The sequence below is a fragment of the Labilibaculum filiforme genome, from assembly GCF_002843315.1.
In the GTDB taxonomy this organism is placed as follows: domain Bacteria; phylum Bacteroidota; class Bacteroidia; order Bacteroidales; family Marinifilaceae; genus Labilibaculum; species Labilibaculum filiforme.
This window is the reverse complement of the sequence record NZ_MVDD01000004.1, coordinates 57,024-78,587: the sequence shown is the minus strand read 5'-3', so window position 1 is coordinate 78,587 and position 21,564 is coordinate 57,024. Positions and strand designations below refer to the sequence as shown.

17 protein-coding genes are annotated in these 21,564 nt (G+C 35.3%); 9 read left to right on the top strand and 8 right to left on the bottom strand.

The genetic code is table 11. The features are described 5' to 3' along the window. Positions 1-208: 208 nt before the first annotated feature. Positions 209-919, bottom strand: a complete 711-nt coding sequence (locus BZG02_RS07150; RefSeq protein WP_101260738.1) for an XRE family transcriptional regulator — start codon at positions 917-919, stop codon at positions 209-211. 71 nt (positions 920-990) lie between these two features. Here BZG02_RS07150 and dinB point away from each other — a divergent pair, with 71 nt between their 5' ends. Both dinB and BZG02_RS07140 read left to right on the top strand, forming a co-directional pair. Next, positions 991-2,205 (top strand): DNA polymerase IV, encoded by a 1,215-nt coding sequence (gene dinB / locus BZG02_RS07145; RefSeq protein WP_101260737.1) that lies wholly within the window; start codon positions 991-993, stop codon positions 2,203-2,205. Positions 2,206-2,684: 479 nt separating this feature from the next. Then, positions 2,685-5,630, top strand: a complete 2,946-nt coding sequence (locus BZG02_RS07140) for a DNA polymerase III subunit alpha (protein ID WP_101260736.1) — start codon at positions 2,685-2,687, stop codon at positions 5,628-5,630. Between the two features lie 241 nt (positions 5,631-5,871). Here the strand turns inward: BZG02_RS07140 and BZG02_RS07135 are convergent, their stop codons facing one another. Further along, positions 5,872-6,915 carry a quinone-dependent dihydroorotate dehydrogenase gene (locus BZG02_RS07135; RefSeq protein WP_101260735.1) on the bottom strand — a complete coding sequence of 348 codons (1,044 nt, stop codon included), beginning with the start codon at positions 6,913-6,915 and terminating at the stop codon, positions 5,872-5,874. Positions 6,916-7,254: 339 nt separating this feature from the next. Between BZG02_RS07135 and BZG02_RS07130 the strand changes: the two genes are divergently transcribed. Continuing rightward, entirely contained in the window at positions 7,255-7,656 is a 402-nt protein-coding gene (locus tag BZG02_RS07130; protein WP_101260734.1) for a hypothetical protein, read from the top strand. Positions 7,657-7,730: 74 nt separating this feature from the next. Beyond that, positions 7,731-8,027, top strand: coding sequence for a hypothetical protein (locus tag BZG02_RS07125; protein WP_101260733.1), 297 nt, complete (start codon positions 7,731-7,733; stop codon positions 8,025-8,027). Positions 8,028-8,235: 208 nt separating this feature from the next. On the opposite strand, the gene BZG02_RS07120 is transcribed toward BZG02_RS07125, so the two are convergent. Further along, a complete protein-coding gene (locus BZG02_RS07120; RefSeq protein WP_101260732.1) occupies positions 8,236-8,625 on the bottom strand; it encodes an FKBP-type peptidyl-prolyl cis-trans isomerase in 390 nt (129 codons plus the stop codon). A gap of 300 nt (positions 8,626-8,925) precedes the next feature. On the opposite strand from BZG02_RS07120, the gene BZG02_RS07115 reads away from it, so the two are divergent. Further along, positions 8,926-9,441: a hypothetical protein gene (locus BZG02_RS07115; RefSeq protein ID WP_101260731.1), complete on the top strand. Its 516-nt coding sequence runs from the start codon at positions 8,926-8,928 to the stop codon at positions 9,439-9,441. Positions 9,442-9,660: 219 nt separating this feature from the next. On the opposite strand, the gene BZG02_RS07110 is transcribed toward BZG02_RS07115, so the two are convergent. The 3 genes from BZG02_RS07110 to BZG02_RS07100 form a co-directional block, all read right to left on the bottom strand. Next, positions 9,661-10,158 (bottom strand): hypothetical protein, encoded by a 498-nt coding sequence (locus BZG02_RS07110; protein ID WP_101260730.1) that lies wholly within the window; start codon positions 10,156-10,158, stop codon positions 9,661-9,663. A gap of 701 nt (positions 10,159-10,859) precedes the next feature. Beyond that, positions 10,860-12,044 (bottom strand): hybrid sensor histidine kinase/response regulator, encoded by a 1,185-nt coding sequence (locus BZG02_RS07105; RefSeq protein WP_101260729.1) that lies wholly within the window; start codon positions 12,042-12,044, stop codon positions 10,860-10,862. Positions 12,045-12,051: 7 nt separating this feature from the next. After that, positions 12,052-15,816 carry a CHASE domain-containing protein gene (locus BZG02_RS07100; protein ID WP_101260728.1) on the bottom strand — a complete coding sequence of 1,255 codons (3,765 nt, stop codon included), beginning with the start codon at positions 15,814-15,816 and terminating at the stop codon, positions 12,052-12,054. 517 nt (positions 15,817-16,333) lie between these two features. Between BZG02_RS07100 and BZG02_RS21005 the strand changes: the two genes are divergently transcribed. The 3 genes from BZG02_RS21005 to BZG02_RS21200 all read left to right on the top strand — a co-directional run bounded on the left by BZG02_RS21005 (position 16,334) and on the right by BZG02_RS21200 (position 18,579). Then, a complete protein-coding gene (locus BZG02_RS21005; RefSeq protein WP_218972176.1) occupies positions 16,334-17,101 on the top strand; it encodes a hypothetical protein in 768 nt (255 codons plus the stop codon). Between the two features lie 290 nt (positions 17,102-17,391). After that, positions 17,392-18,219, top strand: coding sequence for a hypothetical protein (locus BZG02_RS07085; RefSeq protein WP_101260726.1), 828 nt, complete (start codon positions 17,392-17,394; stop codon positions 18,217-18,219). Positions 18,220-18,444: 225 nt separating this feature from the next. Then, the gene (locus BZG02_RS21200) at positions 18,445-18,579 is read left to right on the top strand and encodes a helix-turn-helix transcriptional regulator (protein WP_101260935.1); all 135 of its coding nucleotides are present in this window, start codon (positions 18,445-18,447) and stop codon (positions 18,577-18,579) included. A 184-nt stretch (positions 18,580-18,763) separates the two neighbouring features. Here the strand turns inward: BZG02_RS21200 and BZG02_RS07075 are convergent, their stop codons facing one another. Continuing rightward, the gene (locus BZG02_RS07075; protein WP_101260725.1) at positions 18,764-19,258 is read right to left on the bottom strand and encodes a thermonuclease family protein; all 495 of its coding nucleotides are present in this window, start codon (positions 19,256-19,258) and stop codon (positions 18,764-18,766) included. A gap of 81 nt (positions 19,259-19,339) precedes the next feature. On the opposite strand from BZG02_RS07075, the gene BZG02_RS07070 reads away from it, so the two are divergent. After that, positions 19,340-20,143: a hypothetical protein gene (locus BZG02_RS07070; protein ID WP_101260724.1), complete on the top strand. Its 804-nt coding sequence runs from the start codon at positions 19,340-19,342 to the stop codon at positions 20,141-20,143. 151 nt (positions 20,144-20,294) lie between these two features. On the opposite strand, the gene BZG02_RS07065 is transcribed toward BZG02_RS07070, so the two are convergent. Beyond that, complete coding sequence (locus BZG02_RS07065; protein ID WP_101260723.1) at positions 20,295-20,720, bottom strand: DUF6943 family protein; 426 nt, start codon at positions 20,718-20,720, stop codon at positions 20,295-20,297. Between the last annotated feature and the right edge of the window lie 844 nt (positions 20,721-21,564).

Here is a 21,564-nt window from a genome sequence, read left to right as displayed (position 1 = left end):
TATTTAATAGAATCCGAAAGTAACCATCTTTCCCTCTTGTTGCAAGAAATCACAAGAAAAGATATTTGTAAGTATTTTGGTTGTTGGTGAGTTTTGTTATTGAAAGCGCCGTCAGGGATAAAAAAAACCGCTGACGGGCTTTGTCTACTTGTATTTTTTTCCTTTGTGTGTCTTTATGACCTAGTGTTCTTGTGGTAAAATTAGATTTTTATTCAATCTCAAAACCATTAAAAGTTTCAAGCTTCCAAATTTCAATGGCATTCTTAATAGGCAATTCGTAAGGTTTATAGTTGCGGTTCGAGGATACCAAAAGGAGTGTTTGGTTTTTCTCTAATTGTTTGTACACCACTTTAAAAACAATCCCCTCTTCAAGTGTTACTATAATGCAGGGAGTGCCATCTTTAATTTGTTCCCAGTTTTGAATAAAGGATGCCGTAACCCATGCACCTTCGGGTATCGGAAGCATAGAATCTCCTGCAATTTGAAAAGTTCGGTAGGTTTTATCTTTGGGTAGAAAAGGCAATGAAAACTTGGGCAACGAGCCAATAAACTCTAAATCGCCATAGCTGTTTGTGTAACCGGCCTGGGCTTTTAAGGGAACCATTTCTATATTTTCTTCTCCATCACGATCGACCGATATGGTAAGCAAACGTAATTTTTTTCCGGTAACATCAATATCGAATCCATCTTCTATCTGCGAAAGCTGAAATTCCGATAATTCCTGCAAATTATAGCGCAACAATGCATCTATGGATACCCCAAAGTATTCTGCGAATTTAATTAACACTTTAAAAGGTGGCTGAACGCTTTTTTCATATCCTGCCAAAGTAGTTCTTGTAATGTCCAGTTGATCAGCTAAACTAAGCTGTGATCTTTTTCTTCGCTGACGAAGGAATTTAATATTTTCTGCAAAAAACATCGCTTTTTTTTCAAAGATAAGCAGAAAAGACTAAATTATAGTCAGAAAAATGACGAAAATATCGACAATTAGTGAGAAAGACAATATTACATATGGATTTGGATACTTTTTTTGTGTCCTGTGAACGGCTTTTAGACAGCAGGTTGAATAATCGTCCGGTACTGATTGGAGGAACATCGGATAGAGGTGTTGTTGCTGCCTGTAGTTACGAAGCGCGTGTGTATGGCATTCATTCTGCCATGCCAATGAAAATGGCTCGGCTATTATGTCCAGATGCCGTTGTGATAAGAGGAGATAGCGGGACTTACAGTAAGTTTTCGGATATGGTGACTGAAATTGTAAAGGAACGTTCGCCTATCTTCGAAAAATCTTCGATTGACGAATTCTATATTGACATTACGGGAATGGATCGTTTTGTGCAGACCAGTTATTTGTGGTCGAGGGAATTACGGGAGACGATTTTAAAAGAGACACACTTGCCTATTTCGTTTGGATTATCAACTAGCAAAACGGTTTCGAAAGTAGGAACAGGAGAGGCCAAACCCAATAATCATATCGAAATTCCGGAAGGCAACGAAATGCATTTTTTGGCACCGCTTTCCATCAAGAAAATTCCCATGGTGGGCGATAAAACTTATCAGAAGTTACGAAGTATGGGAGTAGAGAAAATACGAACCGTACAGGAAATGCCCATGGAATTAATGGAACGGGTATTGGGAAAAAATGGAACGGTAATCTGGAAAAAGGCACAAGGAATTGATAATACTCCTGTGGTGGCTTGGAACGAGCGAAAATCGATATCTAGCGAGCGAACTTTTGAGAAAGACACTACTGATATTGTAAAATTGCGCAGTTTGTTGGTAGCGATGGCCGAAAATATGTGTTATCAGCTACGAAATGGAAACAAACTAACTGCTTGTGTGATGGTTAAGATCAGATATTCCGATTTTCAGACCTACACCAAACAGAAGCGAATTCCCTATACATCTTTAGATCATACGCTAATCGCAGTAGTGCTCGACTTGTTTGAGAAGATGTATGAGCGCAGAGTACTGATTCGTTTGATTGGTGTTAGTTTTAGCAATTTGGTGGGTGGAACTTATCAAATTCGTTTGTTCGAGGATTCGGAGAAGCTAATTAAATTGTATCAAGCCATGGATCATGTGCGCAACCGTTACGGACAAAGTGCGGTGAAACGAGCCATTTCCATGGGGTCAAAAACCATTGGTGGCATGAATCCTTTTAACGGACAAGCGCCAATTATTCCAGCACACCGAAGGCGGTAATAAATTAGGAATTAATGATTACGAATTAAGAATGATGAATTAAAAATTTAAAGGGTGAAAATTACAATTGTTGGATTCTCCCTTTTCAGGGGAGATACCGATAGTGATTAAAATTAATAATGATGAATTAGAAATTATGAATTACGGCTTGTCGTATTGTTTTAGCTCAGGAATGAAGAGTTAAATCCTGAATTCTCCCTTTTCAGGGGAGATCCCGACAGGGAGAGGGGTGTTGAGTGAAGCAAATTAGGAATTATGAATTAGCAAGACCTTTCAAGACTTTGTCTGTTTTTACCCCAAACCCCTAAAGGGGCTTAAAAAGAATGCTGAAATTTAAATTAATAAGAAAAAGTCCCCTTTAGGGATCCCGATTTTTGGGCTAGGGGTAATAATTTAGTAGACCTTTCGACTGTTCAACTGTTCGACCTTTCGACTGTTCGACTTTTCAACCTTTCCAGACTTTTATAGACTTTATAACCATGCTTTTAAATTGCCATAGCTACTACAGTTTTAAATACGGAACACTTTCTGTTGAGGATCTTTTAAAAGAGGTTGTTACAGGAGGATTTTCTGCTGTTGCCTTAACGGATATCAATAATACCGCAGCAAGTCTCGATTTTGTGAGGCGATGCGAAGAGTTTGCTATTCGACCTGTGGTTGGTGTTGATTTTCGAAACGGAACGCAACAACAATATGTTGCAATTGCTAAAAATGCAAATGGATTTCGTGAAATCAATGAGTTTTTAACACCACATTTGCATGAAAAAAAGGAATTTTCGCCCATTGCTCCTGATTTTAAGCATGCCTGCATTGTATATCCTTTCACCTCAGAACTTCGTGATTTAAAGGAGAATGAATACCTGGGTGTGAGTCCAAAGGACTTACTTCGTTTGCCGTTTACCGCATGGAAAAACCAACCAGATAAATTGGTTGTTTTGCAAACGGCTAGTTTTCGGAATAAGCGCGATTACAATATTCATCGTTTGTTGCGAGCTATCGATAAGAATAGCTTATTAAGTAAGCTCTCTAAGAATGAGCAAGCCGATTTTGAAGATCAATATCGAAGTAAAAGCGAACTGTTGGAGGTGTATAAAGAATATCCGAAGCTAATAGAGAATACAGAAAATTTACTGAATTCTTGTAGCATGAAGTTTGAGTTTGGTACCAATAAAAACAAAAAGCGCTTTACCTTTTCCGAGGAGGAAGATTTTCAATTGTTAAAGCAGAAGGCTTGTGAGGGATTAAAATATCGTTACGAAGAGGTGACCGATGAAATTCTGGATCGTTTAAACAAAGAATTGAAAGTGATTCGGGAGTTGAATTTTTGTTCCTATTTTCTGATTAATTGGGATTTGGTAAAATATGCCATGAGTAGGGGATTTTATCATGTGGGACGAGGAAGTGGAGCCAATAGTTTAGTTGCTTACCTTCTAAGAATCACTAATGTTGATCCTGTTGACTTAGACCTTTACTTTGAGCGCTTCATTAATCCTTTTCGAACATCGCCACCCGACTTCGATATCGATTTTTCATGGACCGACAGGGATGATGTGACTCGTTATTTGTTTGATAAATATGGCTGGGATCGCGTGGTTTTGCTTGGCACTTTTATCACCTTTAATCACAAGTCTGCCTTTCGCGAAATAGGCAAGGTGTTTGGTTTGCCCGATGAAGAAATAACGCGCCTACAAAGGAATCCCAATCCTGATGATGCCGATGAATATGGCAAATGGGTAATTCGTTACAGCGAGTACATTGCAGGCTTTCCGAGTCATGGAAGTATCCACTCCAGTGGGATTTTAATAGCCGATAAACCAATAAGCAACTACTCGGCCACCGAACTTTTGCCCAAAGGCTTTCCATCTACTCAGTTCGATATGTATATTGCTGAAGATTTGGGTTTGCACAAATTCGATATTCTGAGTCAGCGGGGATTGGGAAAAATTAAAGACACGCTTAGCATTATCAAGCAAAATCATGGTATTGATATCGACATTCACAACACCAAACTGTTTATGGAAGATGTGCGGGTAAAGCGCATGTTGAAGAGAGGAGAAGCCATTGGTTGTTTTTATGTAGAATCGCCGGCCATGCGCATGCTTTTAACCAAACTAAAGGCCGAAGATTATAAGCGACTGGTGGCCGCAAGCTCTATTATTAGACCCGGAGTAGCCAAAAGCGGAATGATGCGGGAGTATATTCTCCGTTTTCAGGATGAAGGACGAAGGGAGCAAGCCAAACGCGAAATTCCCGATTTGTATCGGATTTTAGAAGAAACTTATGGTGTAATGGTGTATCAGGAAGATGTGATAAAGGTGGCGCATTATTTTGCCGGATTATCGCTCGACGAAGCAGATGTTTTGCGACGAGGAATGTCTTGGAAGTTCAAACAACGGAATGAGTTTGCTAAAATTAAAGACAAGTTTTTCTCTAACTGCAAACAAAAAGGCTACGTAGACTCTATTGTGCAGGATATTTGGCGACAAATTGAAAGTTTTGCCAATTATGCTTTTGCTAAAGGACATTCGGCCAGCTATGCTGTGGAGAGTTTTCAGGCGCTGTATTTAAAGGCATATTATCCTTTAGAATATATGGTGGCAACACTAAATAATGGCGGTGGCTACTATTCAGCACAGCTTTATCTGCACGATGCGATCATGCACGGAGCTACGGTCGAAGCTCCATGTGTGAATCAAAGTTGGTGGGAGAACAAAATTCAGGGCAGAACTATTTGGCTGGGTTTCTATTTGTTACACGATTTAGATAGAGCAACAGGAAGAAGTCTTATGAAGGAGCGGAAGGAAAATGGCTTGTTTTTAAGTTTGCGCGATTTTGTGAAGCGATTTCCTCTTAGTTTGGAGCAATTAATTATTTTAATACGAGTGGGAGCTTTCCGTTTTACGGGAAAAGAGAAAAAAGAATTGCTTTGGGATGCTCATTACCTATTGGGAAACAGCAAAAAGACCAAGCCCGAAAAAACATTATTCCAGACCGAAGTAAAAGAATTTAAGCTTCCCGAACTTTGGAAACATCAATTGGAAGATGCTTTTGATGAAATAGAATTGCTGGGTTTATCGATACAATCGCCTTTTGAATTGCTGAAAGATGAGCTTCCTTCCGATTTAAAAGCCTGCCATTTACCTCGATTGATTAATCGTTATATTCGCATTGTTGGTTTTTTAATTACCCGGAAACCCAGCAAAACAAGTAATGGGAAAATCATGTATTTTGGAACTTGGATCGATTTGGATGGACATTGGCTTGATACAGTCCATTTTCCGCCTGCAGCTAAAGAGTATCCATTTCGTGGACCGGGTTGCTACTGTATTGAAGGAAAAGTAACGGAGGAATACGGATTTATTAGTATCGAAGTTAGTAAAATGGAGCGGATGCCAAATTTAAGCTTGGAAGAGGTGGTGAAATAATTAAGAATTAATAATGATGAATTAAGAATTTGCAAAGTGTAAGGAAGGTGACTATTTTATCTTCGAGCTAAAATTGAAGACTAATATATTGAACTGTAGTTACTTGCGCACATCTACCCCAAACCACTAAAGCTTTCGGGATAGGGATCATAATTAGTAAGCTTTCGACCTTTCCAGACTTTTATAGACTGTTCGACGTTTGACTATTCGACCTTTTGACTGCTTGACTTTTCCAGACCTTTCAAGACCCTTTTCTAACCAACTCCTTATTGATAGATTTTACTAGTGCAGGTCCTTCATAAATAAAGCCAGTATATATTTGCACAAGCGATGCTCCAGCAGCCAATTTTTCCAAGGCATCTTCTTTTGTTAAGATTCCACCAACGCCAATAATTGGAATTCGGCCTTCAGATTTTTCATGGATGTATCGAATTACTTGCGTAGATTTTTCACGAAGAGGTTGTCCACTTAAACCGCCGGCGCCAACATGTTTAATTATACTTTCCGGATCGGATAATCCTTCTCGTGAAATGGTGGTGTTGGTAGCAACAATTCCATCAATTTTAGTTTCCTGAACAATTTCAATGATATCATCCAATTGTGAATTATTAACGTCTGGAGCAATTTTTAAAAGCACAGGTTTCGTTTTTTCCTTGCTTCGGTTCAATTCCATTATTTCATTCAAAAGCTTCTTTAAAGGTTCTTTTCCTTGTAGCTCTCTCAGGTTAGGAGTATTGGGAGAACTTACATTTACAACAAAATAATCAACGTAAGGAAATAAGGCATCAAAACATGTTAAGTAATCGCTTGTGGCTTCTTCGTTAGGCGTATTTTTGTTCTTTCCGATATTTCCTCCAATGATAATTTTGGTTCTTTTCTTGCGCAATCGGTTAACAGCATCTTCAACGCCTTCGTTATTAAAGCCCATGCGGTTCACCAATGCTTTATCGTTTACAAAACGGAACAACCTAGGTTTTGGATTTCCTGCTTGTCCTTTTGGAGTAAGTGTGCCAATTTCAATAAACCCAAAGCCCATACTTCCTAAAAAATCAAAAGCTTCGGCATTTTTGTCCAATCCAGCAGCCAAACCAACCGGATTTGGAAATTTCAGACCAAAAAGTTCTCTTTCCAAAGAGGAGTCTTTCACTTTAAACTGTGCAGAAACTAAAGAGCGAATGATTTTAAATTTTTGAAAGAATTTAAAACAAGTAAAAGTGAATCGATGAATTGTTTCAGGATCGAACTGAATTAAAAGAGGACGTATGAATAATCGGTATAAGCTCATTTAAAAATATATTTTACACAAAGATAATCAGGAATACGAATAGAAAAAGAGTTTTAAGTCTTATTTTATCGATGAAAGCTTTAAAGTGCTAACTTATGACAAATAGAAAAAAAGTGTTTTATTCACTTACTATAAGCACAAAAAATAATTTTGATTGATTAAGTTAAAATTTATTAAGGAAGTGCATATCAGGAATTAATATTTTATTTTTTGCTTTACCGAAGAATTTATCTTCAACATAATTTCTTTTTTATGAATGTTTTGTTACTTTTGTGCTCGGTTTTAAAAATCAATTGAAAAAAGATCTTTTTTTTTATTGAAAATTTAGAAAATAAAACGATGAAAACGGAATTTGAAAGCTGGTTAAAATTAGCTGCAGGTAAATTTATAAAAATTTATACAGGGCATAAGTCTATCATTCGAATGAAGTTTCTATTGGTAATTTTGCGAATTTTTTTTGCCGTACTGGCCATAATGTCGGCATTTCTAATATTCGGTTCCAATTTTATCGATATTAATAAAATTATAGGAACCAATTTGGGTTTTGTAACTATTCAGAAAATAGCAACTGAATACCCGATGTTTTTGAATGTTGTTTTTACTATTTCAGGAGTTTTATCTATATTAAATTGCTGGTTATTAAAGATGCTTTGGGCTAGTAATAAGCATGTCACAGAATTTTATTACTTTTGGGATAAGCATATAGAATCTGGCAGAAAGTTGTTGAAGGAAAATTTCTAATAGAAACAGGAAACGGGATTATATATTAAAAAATACAGATTTATTAATCTGTTTACGATACAAATAAGCAAAAAATGAGCGCATTAAAAGAAATATATTTAAATCAATTTCAGTTAAATATTTTATTGGACGAAGAGGAGAAGGAAGCCTATCGTTATATAGTACAGGAAGGTACATATTGTGTGCATTGTAAAGATGTGTGTAAAGAAGGAGTGGAAGTTCACGAAAATATTTTGAATGATATGAACGACATTTTAATAAAAGGAATTTGTAAAAAGTGTGGAGGACATGTAAGTCGTTTTATAGAATATGGAGAGTTTGAAGATTTTGTAGTTAAAGCAAATTCTTTTCGAAAAGCAATAGGGGAATAAAATTAGTAAGAATAAATTCTTATAAAATATAAAAAGGAATCCAGACAGGTTGAAAAACAAGTCTGGATTTTTTTTTAATGCTGATATCTTCTAAATATATAAGTGTTTGCGAGAAATTTCCTTGCACAAAAAGTAAAATAGCGTGGGAAGATAAATTTGTAAAAAACACCTTTTTGTGCGAGATTATTCTGGAATAAGCTAAAATTGCTTATTGAACCTCAATAAGCTGAATATCGAAAATGAGAACAGAACCTGCAGGTATAGATCCATAGTCGGTATTCCCATAAGCAAGTCGCGAGGGAATAAATAGAATACCTTCGCCGCCTTCTTTAAAATACTGAATTCCTTCCGTCCATCCTGGAATAACTGCCTCCATATTAATTTCTAGTCGTTCATTGGAATCGAAAGTTTCTCCATTGCTAAAATATCCGATGTAGCTAATGGTGATATTTGAATTACAGGAAGGATGCTTGCCTTTTCCTTCCTTGGATATCAGATAGTACAAGCCGCTTTCGCTACGTTGAGCTAATAGCTTATTTTTGGCAATATAAGTTTTTATTTCTTCTTCGTTTTTTAATCCAAATTTGTGTTTTTTCATTTTATATAATATGGTAAAAATTGAGTTCTTTAATTTATTAGTTTCCAAAATTGTTTCGAAACAAGATAAAGAGGACTTTTTTGCATAAAAATAGATAATTAATGTTCGAAGAGAATAATTTGGAGAGGAACAATTAAAATTTATTACAATTGTAGTTTACTCAATAATAGGAGAGGAAACTATTTTACAAGTCAATTTCGATAAATTAGAGCTTCCATTATTGCAAAACATCGTAAAATAATGCTTGGTTTATTTGAAAAAATGCTTTGTTTTGTATCATTAAATTAAAAAACACCAATCATGATAAGAAAATACTTACGGCTAATTATCGCCGGCATTCTATTTTTAGGATCTATCGCTCTTTTTGTTAAGGCTTTAGTGTCTTTAGGCATTTTAATACTTTTCGTTTCCGGATTATTTGTTTTGTTCCATTTTAAAAATGAGATGAACCTTTTTGCTTTTTATTTTGTTAGAAAAAATAAGTTTCAATCTGCAAGTAAAATTTTGGGACGTGTAAAGAGACCTGAAATGATGATTAAAACTCAGGAAGCGTACTACTATTTTCTTTCAGGTTTAATTGAGTCGCAAAAACAAAAGAATTCGGCAGCTGAAAAACACTTTAAAAAAGCATTGAATACAGGTCTTCGAATGGATACGGATCGAGCAATGGCGAATTTGAATTTGTCTGGAATTACATTGTCTAAACGAAATAAAAAGTTGGCTAACTATTATTTGTTGGAAGCTAAGAAATTAGACAAGCAAAAAATGTTGACAGCTCAAATACGAGAAATAGAAGGTATGATGAAGCGTATTTAATTATTGAAAGCTTTGTTTTCGAGCAATTCAAGTTTAAATAACGATATAAGTGATTTGAATGAGTCCGGAATTTTCCCGGACTCATTTTTTTTTGATACTCAAAATAGTTTAGCTAGAGTCGAAGCAAAATGAATCGGGATTTAAAAGCTCGTTTTTTGTTTAGAATTGGATAAAGGCTCCGTAAAAATTAGAATCATTTTACTTACATGTTGCAGATAGCTAAACTGTTTGCAGTTTCTTATCTATTTGATTAGAAATTATTCCCGCCCATTTTTCTAGCGTTTGCAATTCCCCGTTAAGATCAAGGCTTACTTCTGAATTGTAAAACTCCAACTCGATAGTGGATTGCTGTTTATGCAGAGGCTGAAAAGCCAATGCTAACCTATCGATATGTGTTGATTTATCTTTTGTACTATTTGCACGTCTAGCGATTAGTGCCTTAGCACTTTTAAAATCAGATAGATTAATTTGTTTTATTGTATGGTAGGGATCCTCTTTTTGAAAAAAGAAAACAACCTTAGTGTTTTTATCGATTCCGATTATAAATTTTCCACTAAACTCGTATTCATCGATAAGACAATTGTATTGTTTTGCAATATCCGATAAGATATTTGCGATTTGTTTATTGTTTCTTTTTTTGATGTATCCTAGTATAATAACTGGGATGATGAAGCACGACAACATAAGGATGCCGGCTATTGCTGTTCCTAATTCCATTCTATTTATTTTTTGAAAATTAATGCATTGAAGTTTCGGTAATGTTGACAAACAAAACCGTTAATAATAAGATTCGAAAGTGCTAAGCGAGTATGCTTACCAGAAATAATGGAAAGGAAAAATCAGATCTGATTTTCGGTATTGAATAATGAGAATTCTCGCAAGATTGAAATAGTGAGAATTTTCTGATATTAGGATTCTATTTTTAGAATCGAAAGCCACAGGAAAAACATGGGAAAATTCTTGTATGTTTTTGCTGGAAAAACAATTCAGGCTTTCGGCTAGATTTTCTATTTGAGGAATTTGACAATAAGGAGCGTTGGCCGTTTTTGTTAAATAGTTCTCAAAAGAATGTGATGATAAATCTTTTAAATCTGGCTGTGTTGACGAAATACTAGTTTGGCTTGTAACAAAGTAAAAGATTGTTACGAGTAAAATTGCTAGTGAGTATTTTAAAAGCCTATTCAATGTTGGTATTGTTACTTGTACATTTAATCAAACAAACAACTTGAGAGGTTGTGTTTGTGTAAGTAGGTATTTTCTAATATTTATTCTGTCAATACTTCTGTTCGTCAAAAAAAAGCCGTCCTATTTTTGTAATGATATTGCTTTTTGGTGCTTGCAAATCTACAAACTAGAAACTACATTTTTACAATTTTGAATAAAAATTTATACCATTTCTATTTAAGATATATGGAAACTTATCGCGCAGGAAAAATTAAGCTGACATTAGCTCCTTTGTCCTTGTTATTGGTGGCTTCAATTTCTCCATGGTGAGCATCCATAATTAATCTCACCAAAGCCAAGTCCAGGCCTTTATTTTGGTCGGAATACTCAGGACCTTGCGAAAATAGAGCAAATAAGTTTTTAATAGTTTCGGAATCAAATCCAATTCCCTGATCGATAAAGGAAATGCGTGTTTGTTTTTGATCGGTATCAATTTTCACCTGAATAGTACTTCCATTAGGTGAGTATTTAATGGCATTGTCAAGAATACTTTCCACACTAAATTCAAGTAATCCGATATCGCCATTTATAAATTTATTGTTTGTGCTTTCCTCGAAATGAATGTTTATATTTTTTGTGTTGAGTTTTTCAATAAGATGTTCCGTACTGGATTTAAGTAGGTTGTCGATATTTACTTCTCTTTTATCCAGCGCTAGTTGTTTGGTTTTTAATTCGGTTATTTTTAAACTCACTTTTGCAAAAGAATCGAGTCTATTTGCCGAAACTTCAAGGTAAGAGAACATTTCCTGCATGTGAGGATCGGTAAGTTCATTTTTCAAGATATCGATAAATCCAAGAATTCCATTTAATGGAGTATTAATTTGATGACTAATCATTGCTAAAAAATCTGATTTTGATTGATCGAGAACTTTTAGTTCCTGATAGGCTTTTTCTAATTTGAGATGGGATTCTTGAAGAGCTTGGGTTCGTTCTTCTACTTTTTCTTCAAGCCATTGGTTTACTTTCTTAAGTTGATCTTTACTTCGTTTTAATTCTACATGAGTTTTAACCCGCGACAAAATTTCATTGGAGCTAAATGGTTTGGTAACATAGTCTTGTCCACCTGCTTCAAAACCTGCAATAACATCTTTAGTATCGTTTAAGGCGGTAAGAAAAATGACTGGAATTTCTTTTAGAATTTCATTTTTGCGCATCGCCACACATGCCTCCAATCCATTCATTATGGGCATGTTAATATCTAAAAGCACTAAATCGAAATTAGGTGATTCCTCTAAAATAGTAAGCGCTTGTTGTCCATCGTAAGCAAATCCTATAGAATATCCGGCATCTCGCAGAATGCTACCAAGTACCTGAATGTTTTTCGGATTATCATCAACCGCTAAAATATTTATTTTTGGGTTTTCATTACCAGTATTCATGTACGTTTTATTTAGAGGTATAATTTTTCAGTTGCTCTGTAATGCTAGGAAATCGTTTCAATGATTGGCTTAGTTTGTCTATTTCAAAGTTATCAACAAAACGGCAAATTTCCTTGGCATAATTACTAAGAAACTCAATTTTATAATCTTCGGCAAGTTTTTTTAATTCTTTTCCAAATTTCTCAATATGATCGATCATCTGTGATTTACTTATTTTTGCATGCATGGGAATAAGTTGATTATCAAGAATAAATATAAGGTTTGGTAGTTGCTGAATTTGTTCTTTATTAAGGTGTATGCTTTTTTTAGGAGATTTTACCGGAGCAATTATCTCTGGTGTTTTGTAAGCAAGGTAGTTTTGCATTTTTTGAAATAAATCAGAAACATTTAAAGGTTTCATAAGGTATTCATTAAAAATATTTTTGGACCTACCTTCCCGCATAATTTTACGGGTAGAGGCAGAAATTGCAAATACCGGTATTGCTTTAGTTTTGGAGTTTTGTCTGAGTATTTCGGTTGCTTCGTAACCATCCATTATAGGCATACGCAAATCCATAAAAATAAGATCGGGAAGCTCTTTCGAAGCTATATTTACAGCTTCCTTACCATTTACAGCTTCGAAAAAATGTATTGGAGAGCAGTCTAATAAATCCTTAATTAGTTTTCTATTTTCAGAATTGTCATCGGCCAATAAAATTTTAGCAGCTTTAAATTCAATTCCTGTATGATCGAAAGTATCATCAGCAATTTCAATATCATCAGCGCATATGGTAATATTTTGAATTAGCACAGAAAAACTACTTCCTTCACCAATTTTACTTTCCAAACGGATGCTTCCGTCCATTTTTTCGATCAATTTTTTGGTAATCGATAAGCCCAAACCAGTGCCTCCGTATTTTGAACTTTGATTCTCTTGCTGACTGAAAGGCTCAAAGATCATTTCTTGCTGATTGGTAGGAATTCCTATACCAGTATCTTCTACTCGAAATAATAAATCTAATTTATCTTTAATAGGTGATGTATGTTGGGCATCAACAGTTACAATAACATGTCCTTTATCCGTAAATTTAATAGCGTTCCCAATTAAATTAAATAGAATTTGACGTATCCGAACTTCATCGAGCATTAGCAATTTAGGAATTACACTTTCGTATTCCACCGTAAAATAAATCTGTTTTTCTTTTGCGATTTGAACAAACATGTTTTTGATTTCGCTCATTAATGCCGGAAGATTTATCACTACAGGTAAAATATCAATTTTACCGGCTTCTATTTTCGAAAGATCCAGAATATCATTAATTATTTTAAGTAAGTTTTTACCACTGCTGCGTATCGATTCAACTTGCGAAAGTTGCTTTTCATTTTTAACCGATTTAGCAAGCAATTCCGAAAATCCGATCACCGCATTCATAGGAGTACGAATTTCATGACTCATATTGGCCAAAAATTCACTTTTTGCTCGGTTGGCCAAATCGGCGGCTTCTTTTGCACTAATAATAGCCTCTTCCGTAATTTTTTTGGTAGTGATATCGAATCGTACCGCCATGTACTGATAAGGTTTTCCCTTTTCATCCAGAAATGGTACAATGGTGGAGTCTACCCAATAAATACTTCCATCTTTGGCTTTGTTTTTAATTTCCCCTCTCCATACATTTCCATTGGCGATGGTATGCCATAAGTCGATAAAAAAGCTTTTGGGATGATATCCAGAATTGATAATACGATGATTCTGACCAATTAATTCAGTTTCGCTAAATTTGGAAATACTACAAAATAGATCGTTTACATAGTTAATCGTTCCTTTATTATCTGTTATTGCCACTATGCTTGATTCATCTAAAGCAAATTTGTAATCGGTAATTTCTTTAAAACTCCTTTTTAATTTTTGTTCAGAAATGGTTAGTTCTTTAGTACGTTCGGCAACCTTAATTTCTAAATTTTCCTGATGTTTTTTAATTAACTCGTTGGCTTGTTTTTGTTCCGTAATGTCCATATCAATTCCAAGAATTCGAACTGGGTTCTCCTCTTCATCAAAACTAACAATTCCATATCCTCTTACATAATGTATGGTTTTATCAGGCCAAACCACTCTAAATTCAGTATGGTATTCTTTTTTGCCATTGATAGCTTCTTCAATTTCTGATTCCAGTCTAGCTTTATCTTCGGGATGTAGTGCTGTTTCCCATGCCGTTGTTGGATCGATGGACATATCGGTAAAACCAAAAATTTCGTACATGGTATCGTCCCAAATTATTTCAGATGTTTTCAAATCTCTATCCCAAACACCAATATGAGCGGCGCTTGTTGCTAGTTGCAGACGGTTCGAGATATTTTGAATTTCTATTTCGGCTAATTTTCGTTCTGTGATATCTCGCATGGTGCCAATCATTCTTAATGGCCTACTTTTTTCATCCAATTCAAGTTGTCCCAGTCCATGTACCCAACGCACCTGTTTATCTATATTTCTAACGATTTTGTACTCTCTATCGAAAAAACGTTTATCCGTGATTGTTTCTTTCAGATAGATTTCTAGCTGGTCGCGATGATCGGCATGCAAAAGATCTAGCCATACATCAACAGAATGACTTTCTTTTGGTTCAATGCCAAGAATTCCATCAAGTACTTTTGAGCTGGACCAATGTCCCGAAAGAATATCTAAAGAGTAGCGTCCTAAGTTGGCTATTTTTTGTGATTGATTTAGCTGTCTTTCGTTTTCCTTTAACTCAAAGGTTAGACTTTCCGCTATTTTTTGCGCTTGGTATTTTGTGTCAATTAAGGATCTAGCAAGGAAAAGTAAGAGAATACTAATAACTATTCCCCCAAAAAAAACGGTCCACGCCGCAATGTAATCCGTAAATACATTCCCTTTTTCTTGAGCAAATATCAAACTCCAGTTATGACCGTTAAAGTTGATGATTGATTTGGAGGTGAAACGTATTTCTGTTGAGTCTTGTAAGGTTTTTGTATCGGCAGACGCGAATAGGAGCGATCTACTGTTACAATCCAATCCATCGTAAATGCTTAGATGTAGTGTTCTTTCCTCCTTTTTAAAATCCCAATCGTCTAATATCCCCCGAACTAGGTCGTTCATACGATAAGGGCTATATATCCAGCCAATAATAGCCGCTCGACGCTCTTTCAAATTGGTGGTTGGCATTCCTTTTTTATAGACTGGAACATACATAAGGTTTCCTGCCTGAACATCCGTATCCGTTTCCTGTACCAACAGTACTTTTCCCGAAAGAGCAGCGATATCTTCATCACGAGCTCGTTCCATTGCGTTTCTGCGCACAGGTTCGGTCATCATATCGTAACCAAAAGCACGTAAATTTTGTTCGTTGAATGGTTCCAATAGAACAATGGAGGTATAAGTATCTCTTTTTTGTTCAGGCCAAACTTTGTAATCGGGGAAGCCTGTATTTCTAACTTGTTTGCAATGTTCTTCCAGATCTTTCGACCGAATTAGTTTTGAAAATCCAGTGCCTAAAATTCCAGGTAAATCCTCCTTAATTTTAGATTTTGTTACAAATTCGCGCCAATCGTCACGCTCTACCATATCGGAAGCGCTCCAAAAAGCAACCCCACTTTGTAACAATCGGGCATGAGCATGTAGTCGCAGATCTGTTCTATTTGAAATTTCCTTACACTCAAAACCAAATTCTGTTTCGTTAATTTTATCAATATCTAATTTAATAAAGAATGTGGCTAAAAACGTACTTAGGATACCTACCATAAATAATAACAATACTCGCCAATCACTTCTTGTTCTCATAATTATTTTTTTATAGCGATATAGGAGTAAGTCATTACTATATTACCCCAACTAAAATGCTAAGTATTACTATACGCTCATAAAGAGTAAAAGATACGCATATCGCATATTAATTTCTACGATTCTATTTTTTATAACGCTAAGAAATTATAGTGCTAGTAACAAGTATATTAAAGGTTTTAATTAGATTGTTTTATTATAACAAGTAAAGCTTTATTTTAATGCTGATGCGAATATTTATTTATAATAGACGAGTAGTGGGTTTAGGAATAGACACTTCGAGAAAGGATGATTTAATTTCTACTTTCTATTTTTTAGGAGCTTTACTAGAAACCATATTGGGAACCGGAAGAAGGATAGCTTTTATCTGTAAATTTAAATCTATCTTTGCACTCCGCAAGGATAAAAAAAGAAGAATTTCTCTTAGCTTGCAATAATTTGGTGGTTACAGAGAGTGTTTTTCTCCTAATTAAAGAGATAAGCACAATTAGTCGATATACAATTAAGTAACATGAATATGAAAGATCTTTCCCAAGTAGAAAAGATAAACACAGTAATTGAGGAATATTTTAAGACAAATGCATCAATTACCATCGTGCCAGTAAAAAATTTGATGCCTGCTTTTATTCAAGCTGGAATATTTGCAAAAGATGTAAAAAAAGGATTGCCAATTCGTTTAGTTCTTAGAGATTTAGATGCAAGTAATCAGTTAGCTTTAATCCCCTTCGTGTATGCTGAAAGACACGGAGAACATACCTATTGGTATTTTGTGCCAGCCAATGTAAGCGCACCAAAAACGCCCTACAAACAGGAAAAGAAGAAGCCCGAAAATGATCCGATCGCCATTCGCTTAAATAGTGATGAAACCTATGTGATTGATTTGTGTGATAAAGTTTTAGCATTGACATCGGATCGTCAAAAAAGATTCGATTTTCTTTTGGGTGATTTGCACAAGAATGGAAAAAAACAGACCATGCTTCCTGTAGATGCTTATTATGAAGAGTTGCAATTGGTAGTAGAATATAAAGAAATACAGAATTTTAGACCACGTGCTGGTTTCGACAGAGACGAAGAAGAGCAAGACGAGGAAAGCACGAAGACAGTATCGAGAGAGGAGCAACGAAGAATTTACGATGAACGCAGAGCCAAAGTTCTTCCCGAGCATGAAATTTCATTGGTTGTAATTGCTTATTCTGATTTTGACTACGATGTGAATAACAAAATTATCCGCAAGGAAGAAAGTGATTTGAAAATAGTGCAAAAAGCATTGAAAGCTTTCTGCTAGCAAACGAAAAAGCACAAGAATTTTTAAGCTTGACAGAACTGAATGCTCAGACCTGTCAAGCTTTTTTTTGTGCGAAGGAGTAAGGATTTCCGGTTCATAGAAAGTCTAAGTCTGCTTCTTTTTTTCCAATTCTAGTTAATTAATTATCCTAACAAGTTTCTAAACTATTTTAGTATTGTTAAAGCTTGATCAGAAGTGATTTGGAATTTTTTTGCAACTTGGCAGGTTTGACAGCAGAATATTTATTTTGTTTTAATTACTATTGTTTCATAAATAATACTCAAAATACTATGAAAATTAAGAATCTTTTTGCAGTGGCTGTTTTAGCCTTGTTTAGTACCGGTTGCGGATCATCTGTTTTTTATCAGGTTTATAATGTTAAACCCGTAAATGTGGATACAACGAATAGTAATTCGTTAAAATTCGAAGATGAGAATTGTGTTGTAAATTATAATTTATGGGGCGAATATGGAAACATGAATTTTCGATTTTATAATAAAACGGATAAGAACATCTACCTTGATATGAGCGAAAGTTTTTTTATTATAAATAATGAGGCTCATGATTACTTTCAGAATAGAGTTTATAGCGAGTCTTCAAGTCAAGGAGTAGCCGCAAAAAAAACGCTTGCAGTTTCTGAAACTTCTTCGGTTTTGTCTCAAATAAGTCAACAGACTTTGGTAGCTTCTGGTACTGCAGCAATTTCAAAAGGCTATTCGGTATCAACTAGCGAGCAAAGAATTGTTTGTATTCCAGCAAAAACTTCCAAGTTATTTTCAGAATTTAAAATTAATAGCACCATACTCCGCGATTGCGATTTACTACGCTTCCCGAAACGAAAAGAAATAACTCCTAAAGCTTATGATATTTCGGATAGTCCTTTGGTTTTTTCGAACAGATTTCTTTACACGATTGGGAACTCGACAGAAGCAGTAAGCTTGGAAAATAAATTTTATGTTTCTGAAATTGCTAATTACCCACAAGAGGAAATGTTTGATATGGATTATGAAGAATTTTGTGGCGAGAAAAGTTTCGCGAAACGTAGCTATAATAAATATGTTTCTTCCAAAAGCTTTTACATTCAATATTCAAAAGGGATAGAGACTTGGAAACACTAGAAAGTACGGGACATTAGTATGCACTAAATTAAAGTATATTAAGACTCGCGGACAAGTTGTTATTCTAGGAATCAGGTTTTGAACCTTTAGTCAAGAATGCAAAACTGACATCCAACCAAGCAGATTAATTTTTAGGAAGAACTTAAATTCAGATCACTTAAAAATGAAGGTGTCCAAAAAAAATGGACATCTTCATTTATTATTTAATAGTTAGGTCTATGTGAAATACAGGTTTCTCGTCAGACCATTAATGCAATTGAGAAGGGAAAGTTTATTCCCTCTGCCATGTTGGCTTTAAAAATGGCACGTTTTTTCGAATGCAGAGTAGAAGATATCTTTAGACTTGAAGAAAACGATTAAATACAAAAAAGAGTCGGATAGCAGTTAGTTATTCGACTCTTTAAATTTGACTAATTAACAAGAGTTATTTGCCGATGCAAAAAGTAATTTAACTTGATAATCAATGAGTTATGTAGATTGGGCAACAAATAGGCAACAAAATCTGTAAAATTGGTGGCAAATAAGAGAAAATGCCTTTGTTGAATTAGAACCTATCTACGAGCAAATATAATCCTTTTTTCCTTGTTTTAGCTCTCAAATTGAGTTCTTGATACTTTGGTAGTTCGGAGCAATAAAGTTTATCATAAGGCTTTGCAAAGCCGTTCTTGACCATTATCTCGTTTAAGGTGTTGCCGTTAGGCAATACCACATAAGCCAAAGTTCTGCCGTATGGGTCTTGCTCGTTGCCTACTTCTTGAATTAATGTAATCCGCTTTCCAATCTTTGCCTTAGTTCTTAAAAATTCATAAGACTGGTGTGCAAGCTCTATCAAAAAACGCCCTGATAAATGAGTTTCTCTTTCGTCCTGCTTTAGTTTTTTGCAAGGTGTCAACTCTGGTGCATCAATACCATAAAAACGTATTTCTTCCTCTTTATTTGAGATTATATTCTTTGCGATTATACCGTCACCATCTACAACTTTTACTATTTCGTAGTTGGTTTTGATTGTGGTCTGACACTTTACATCTAATTGCTTCATATTGCACTATTTAAGTAATTGATTAACAGCTATTTATGTCGTAAATTTACAATAAATTTTTAACATAAAATACGTATTATTATGGCAAGACAGAAAGGACATATTAAATATGTCGGAACACTCGGAGAAGTTAGACACTTCAAAATTAAAGGTAATGATGGTTACTTTGCAGGCTTAAAGGGCGGACCATCTTCCGAACAGATTGCATCAGATCCAGCCTTTGTTCGTACTCGTGAGAATATGAACGAATTTGGTGGAAGTGCAATTGCAGGTAAATCCCTAAGAACAAGTATTGCAGGTTTAATTCGTAACAATGGCGATAGCCAAGTTACAGGAAGAGTAACCGCAATAATGAAAAAAATCAATCTGGAAGATGGTTCAGAGGCAAGAGGGCAAAGAGCTATTTTGGTAACTGTTGCACCTCAGTACTTACAAGGATTTGAGTTTAACAAATTCACTTCTTTCAATGGTGCTTTTAATGCTCCTTACACCATTACTCCATCAGGTGCAAGAGATAGTTCAACTTTGGATATTCCTTCTTTTAATCCTTTGGATAGAATGTATATACCTGCTGGTGCTACTCACTTCAAAATCATCAATGCTATTGCTGTTTTGTCCGACTTTGAATATAACAATGTAACTGGAGTATATGAGCCAAAAGATGCCACAACAAACGGTTTAACAGATGTGCAAGATTCAGGTTATCTTCCTGTTAATGCTGCAACTGGTTTGATTAGTGTTGTAAGTACTCTACCGGGTGCTCCTACTGTTTCTGCGGATGTGTCGGTTGTGAATGTGTTGGCAGTAGAATTTTATCAGGAAGTGAACTCAAACTACTATTTATTTTCGCAAGGAAATGCAATGAAAGTAGCTAAGATATTCTAATTCTTCATCAGTGAATTAGACGATTTCGGAAAATCGGGAAAGCCTGCTCAAATTGAGTGGGCTTTTTTCGTTTGCACCTTTTTTCCTATAATGGCGAAATATGGTTTAAATATATGTACCTAAACCATAAGACAACCATAGGAAAGGTTTTTTACCTCCTTTTGATGTAGCGGTAAAAAATTGCTCTTTTTGCATCATTGATAAGTAGCAAAGTTTCTTTGTATTTTTTCTCTTGCTGTTCTAAAATTTCCAATGCTTTTACTGACTTGTTGAAGCCTTTTAAATCCTTTTTGGCTTGCTCTAATCCGTTATTTATGGCTTGTTTACAATCGCCAATGGTAATGAATGGAATAACGGAACCTTTTAAGAAATATTCAAAGGATTTTGCCTTCCATAAGCCGAAACAAAGCGAGTAAAAAAACTGCTTTTCTTCTTCGGTTTTGGCGGTTAAAACAAAGCAATTCGGGCAAGGCTCGGAAAGTGGTTTTCCGCTGTTTTTTCCTTTGCATAGGATGTAAAAATGTGGCTCATTTATTTGAGCTTTTGGGCTGTACGTTTTAAGTGAGAATTTTGCCATTTTGAGATGATTTTGTTTGCTTCCGAAATCCCCTCTGACAAAAAATTTTTTGACAAAGAAAAAAACGAAAAAAAAAGAAAGCCATCTCATCAGGTGGTGGAGATTGGACAAGCAAGTTTTTTTGAAAAAATACTACCCGATAGGGTGGAGATTTTTTTAAAAACCCGTAGGGCTTGAACTTGAAGGGCCAATTGTAGCCACCTACTTTTGCTTCCTTTTTTATTCTTTTTGTTAAAACATCTCTTTAAACTCTAATCTTAATTGATACTTCTTTTTTTCAATTCCAATGGGGTAAACACTTCCAGAAAAAAAATAAACTATACCTTATTTGTGCGGTGGCTTGTGTGTGGCAAGTGTGGTGACTGAACGGAATGGAACGATTGCTTGGGTATGGAATGGAGCAATACTGTATGCTTTTGCAGGGTTGCAAACTTTGCAATCTTTACATTTCTGCAAAGTTTTATTGCGTTGGGGAAAGCATACGGATTGCGTAATGGAATTGTGCGGTGGGTTCGTGTAATGGAGGGCAGACACTACTCTTGCTGGCAAATTAGGCTGTAGTGGGTGCTATGTAGAGAAACGGAATAGTACCTACTAAAAGCCGATACTAAACTTCATAGTTTATTTTTTTTCTGACCGCTGAAAGGGTGGTGGGGAATTGGGTTTTTGGGTGGGTGCGGCTGGTTAAAACACGGCTCTGGACTGATAAGGACAGCTATGGTGCTGGATACTTAACATAATGTTATTATAGGACTGACTGTGCGGTTGGATGCTTGCATAAGCAGGGGAAAAGGCAGTACTATAATGCCACATTATGTTAATGTAGCTTCCGACATTTTTAATA

Bases quoted from the DNA above. Each gene is read 5' to 3' on its own strand.
- BZG02_RS07150 (WP_101260738.1), bottom strand. From the start codon at position 919: ATGTTTTTTGCAGAAAATATTAAATTCCTTCGTCAGCGAAGAAAAAGA.
- BZG02_RS07140 (WP_101260736.1), top strand. From the start codon at position 2,685: ATGCTTTTAAATTGCCATAGCTACTACAGTTTTAAATACGGAACACTT.
- BZG02_RS07135 (WP_101260735.1), bottom strand. From the start codon at position 6,915: ATGAGCTTATACCGATTATTCATACGTCCTCTTTTAATTCAGTTCGAT.
- BZG02_RS07130 (WP_101260734.1), top strand. From the start codon at position 7,255: ATGAAAACGGAATTTGAAAGCTGGTTAAAATTAGCTGCAGGTAAATTT.
- BZG02_RS07125 (WP_101260733.1), top strand. From the start codon at position 7,731: ATGAGCGCATTAAAAGAAATATATTTAAATCAATTTCAGTTAAATATT.
- BZG02_RS07120 (WP_101260732.1), bottom strand. From the start codon at position 8,625: ATGAAAAAACACAAATTTGGATTAAAAAACGAAGAAGAAATAAAAACT.
- BZG02_RS07115 (WP_101260731.1), top strand. From the start codon at position 8,926: ATGATAAGAAAATACTTACGGCTAATTATCGCCGGCATTCTATTTTTA.
- BZG02_RS07110 (WP_101260730.1), bottom strand. From the start codon at position 10,158: ATGGAATTAGGAACAGCAATAGCCGGCATCCTTATGTTGTCGTGCTTC.
- BZG02_RS07105 (WP_101260729.1), bottom strand. From the start codon at position 12,044: ATGAATACTGGTAATGAAAACCCAAAAATAAATATTTTAGCGGTTGAT.
- BZG02_RS07100 (WP_101260728.1), bottom strand. From the start codon at position 15,816: ATGAGAACAAGAAGTGATTGGCGAGTATTGTTATTATTTATGGTAGGT.
- BZG02_RS21005 (WP_218972176.1), top strand. From the start codon at position 16,334: ATGAAAGATCTTTCCCAAGTAGAAAAGATAAACACAGTAATTGAGGAA.
- BZG02_RS07085 (WP_101260726.1), top strand. From the start codon at position 17,392: ATGAAAATTAAGAATCTTTTTGCAGTGGCTGTTTTAGCCTTGTTTAGT.
- BZG02_RS07075 (WP_101260725.1), bottom strand. From the start codon at position 19,258: ATGAAGCAATTAGATGTAAAGTGTCAGACCACAATCAAAACCAACTAC.
- BZG02_RS07070 (WP_101260724.1), top strand. From the start codon at position 19,340: ATGGCAAGACAGAAAGGACATATTAAATATGTCGGAACACTCGGAGAA.
- BZG02_RS07065 (WP_101260723.1), bottom strand. From the start codon at position 20,720: ATGGCAAAATTCTCACTTAAAACGTACAGCCCAAAAGCTCAAATAAAT.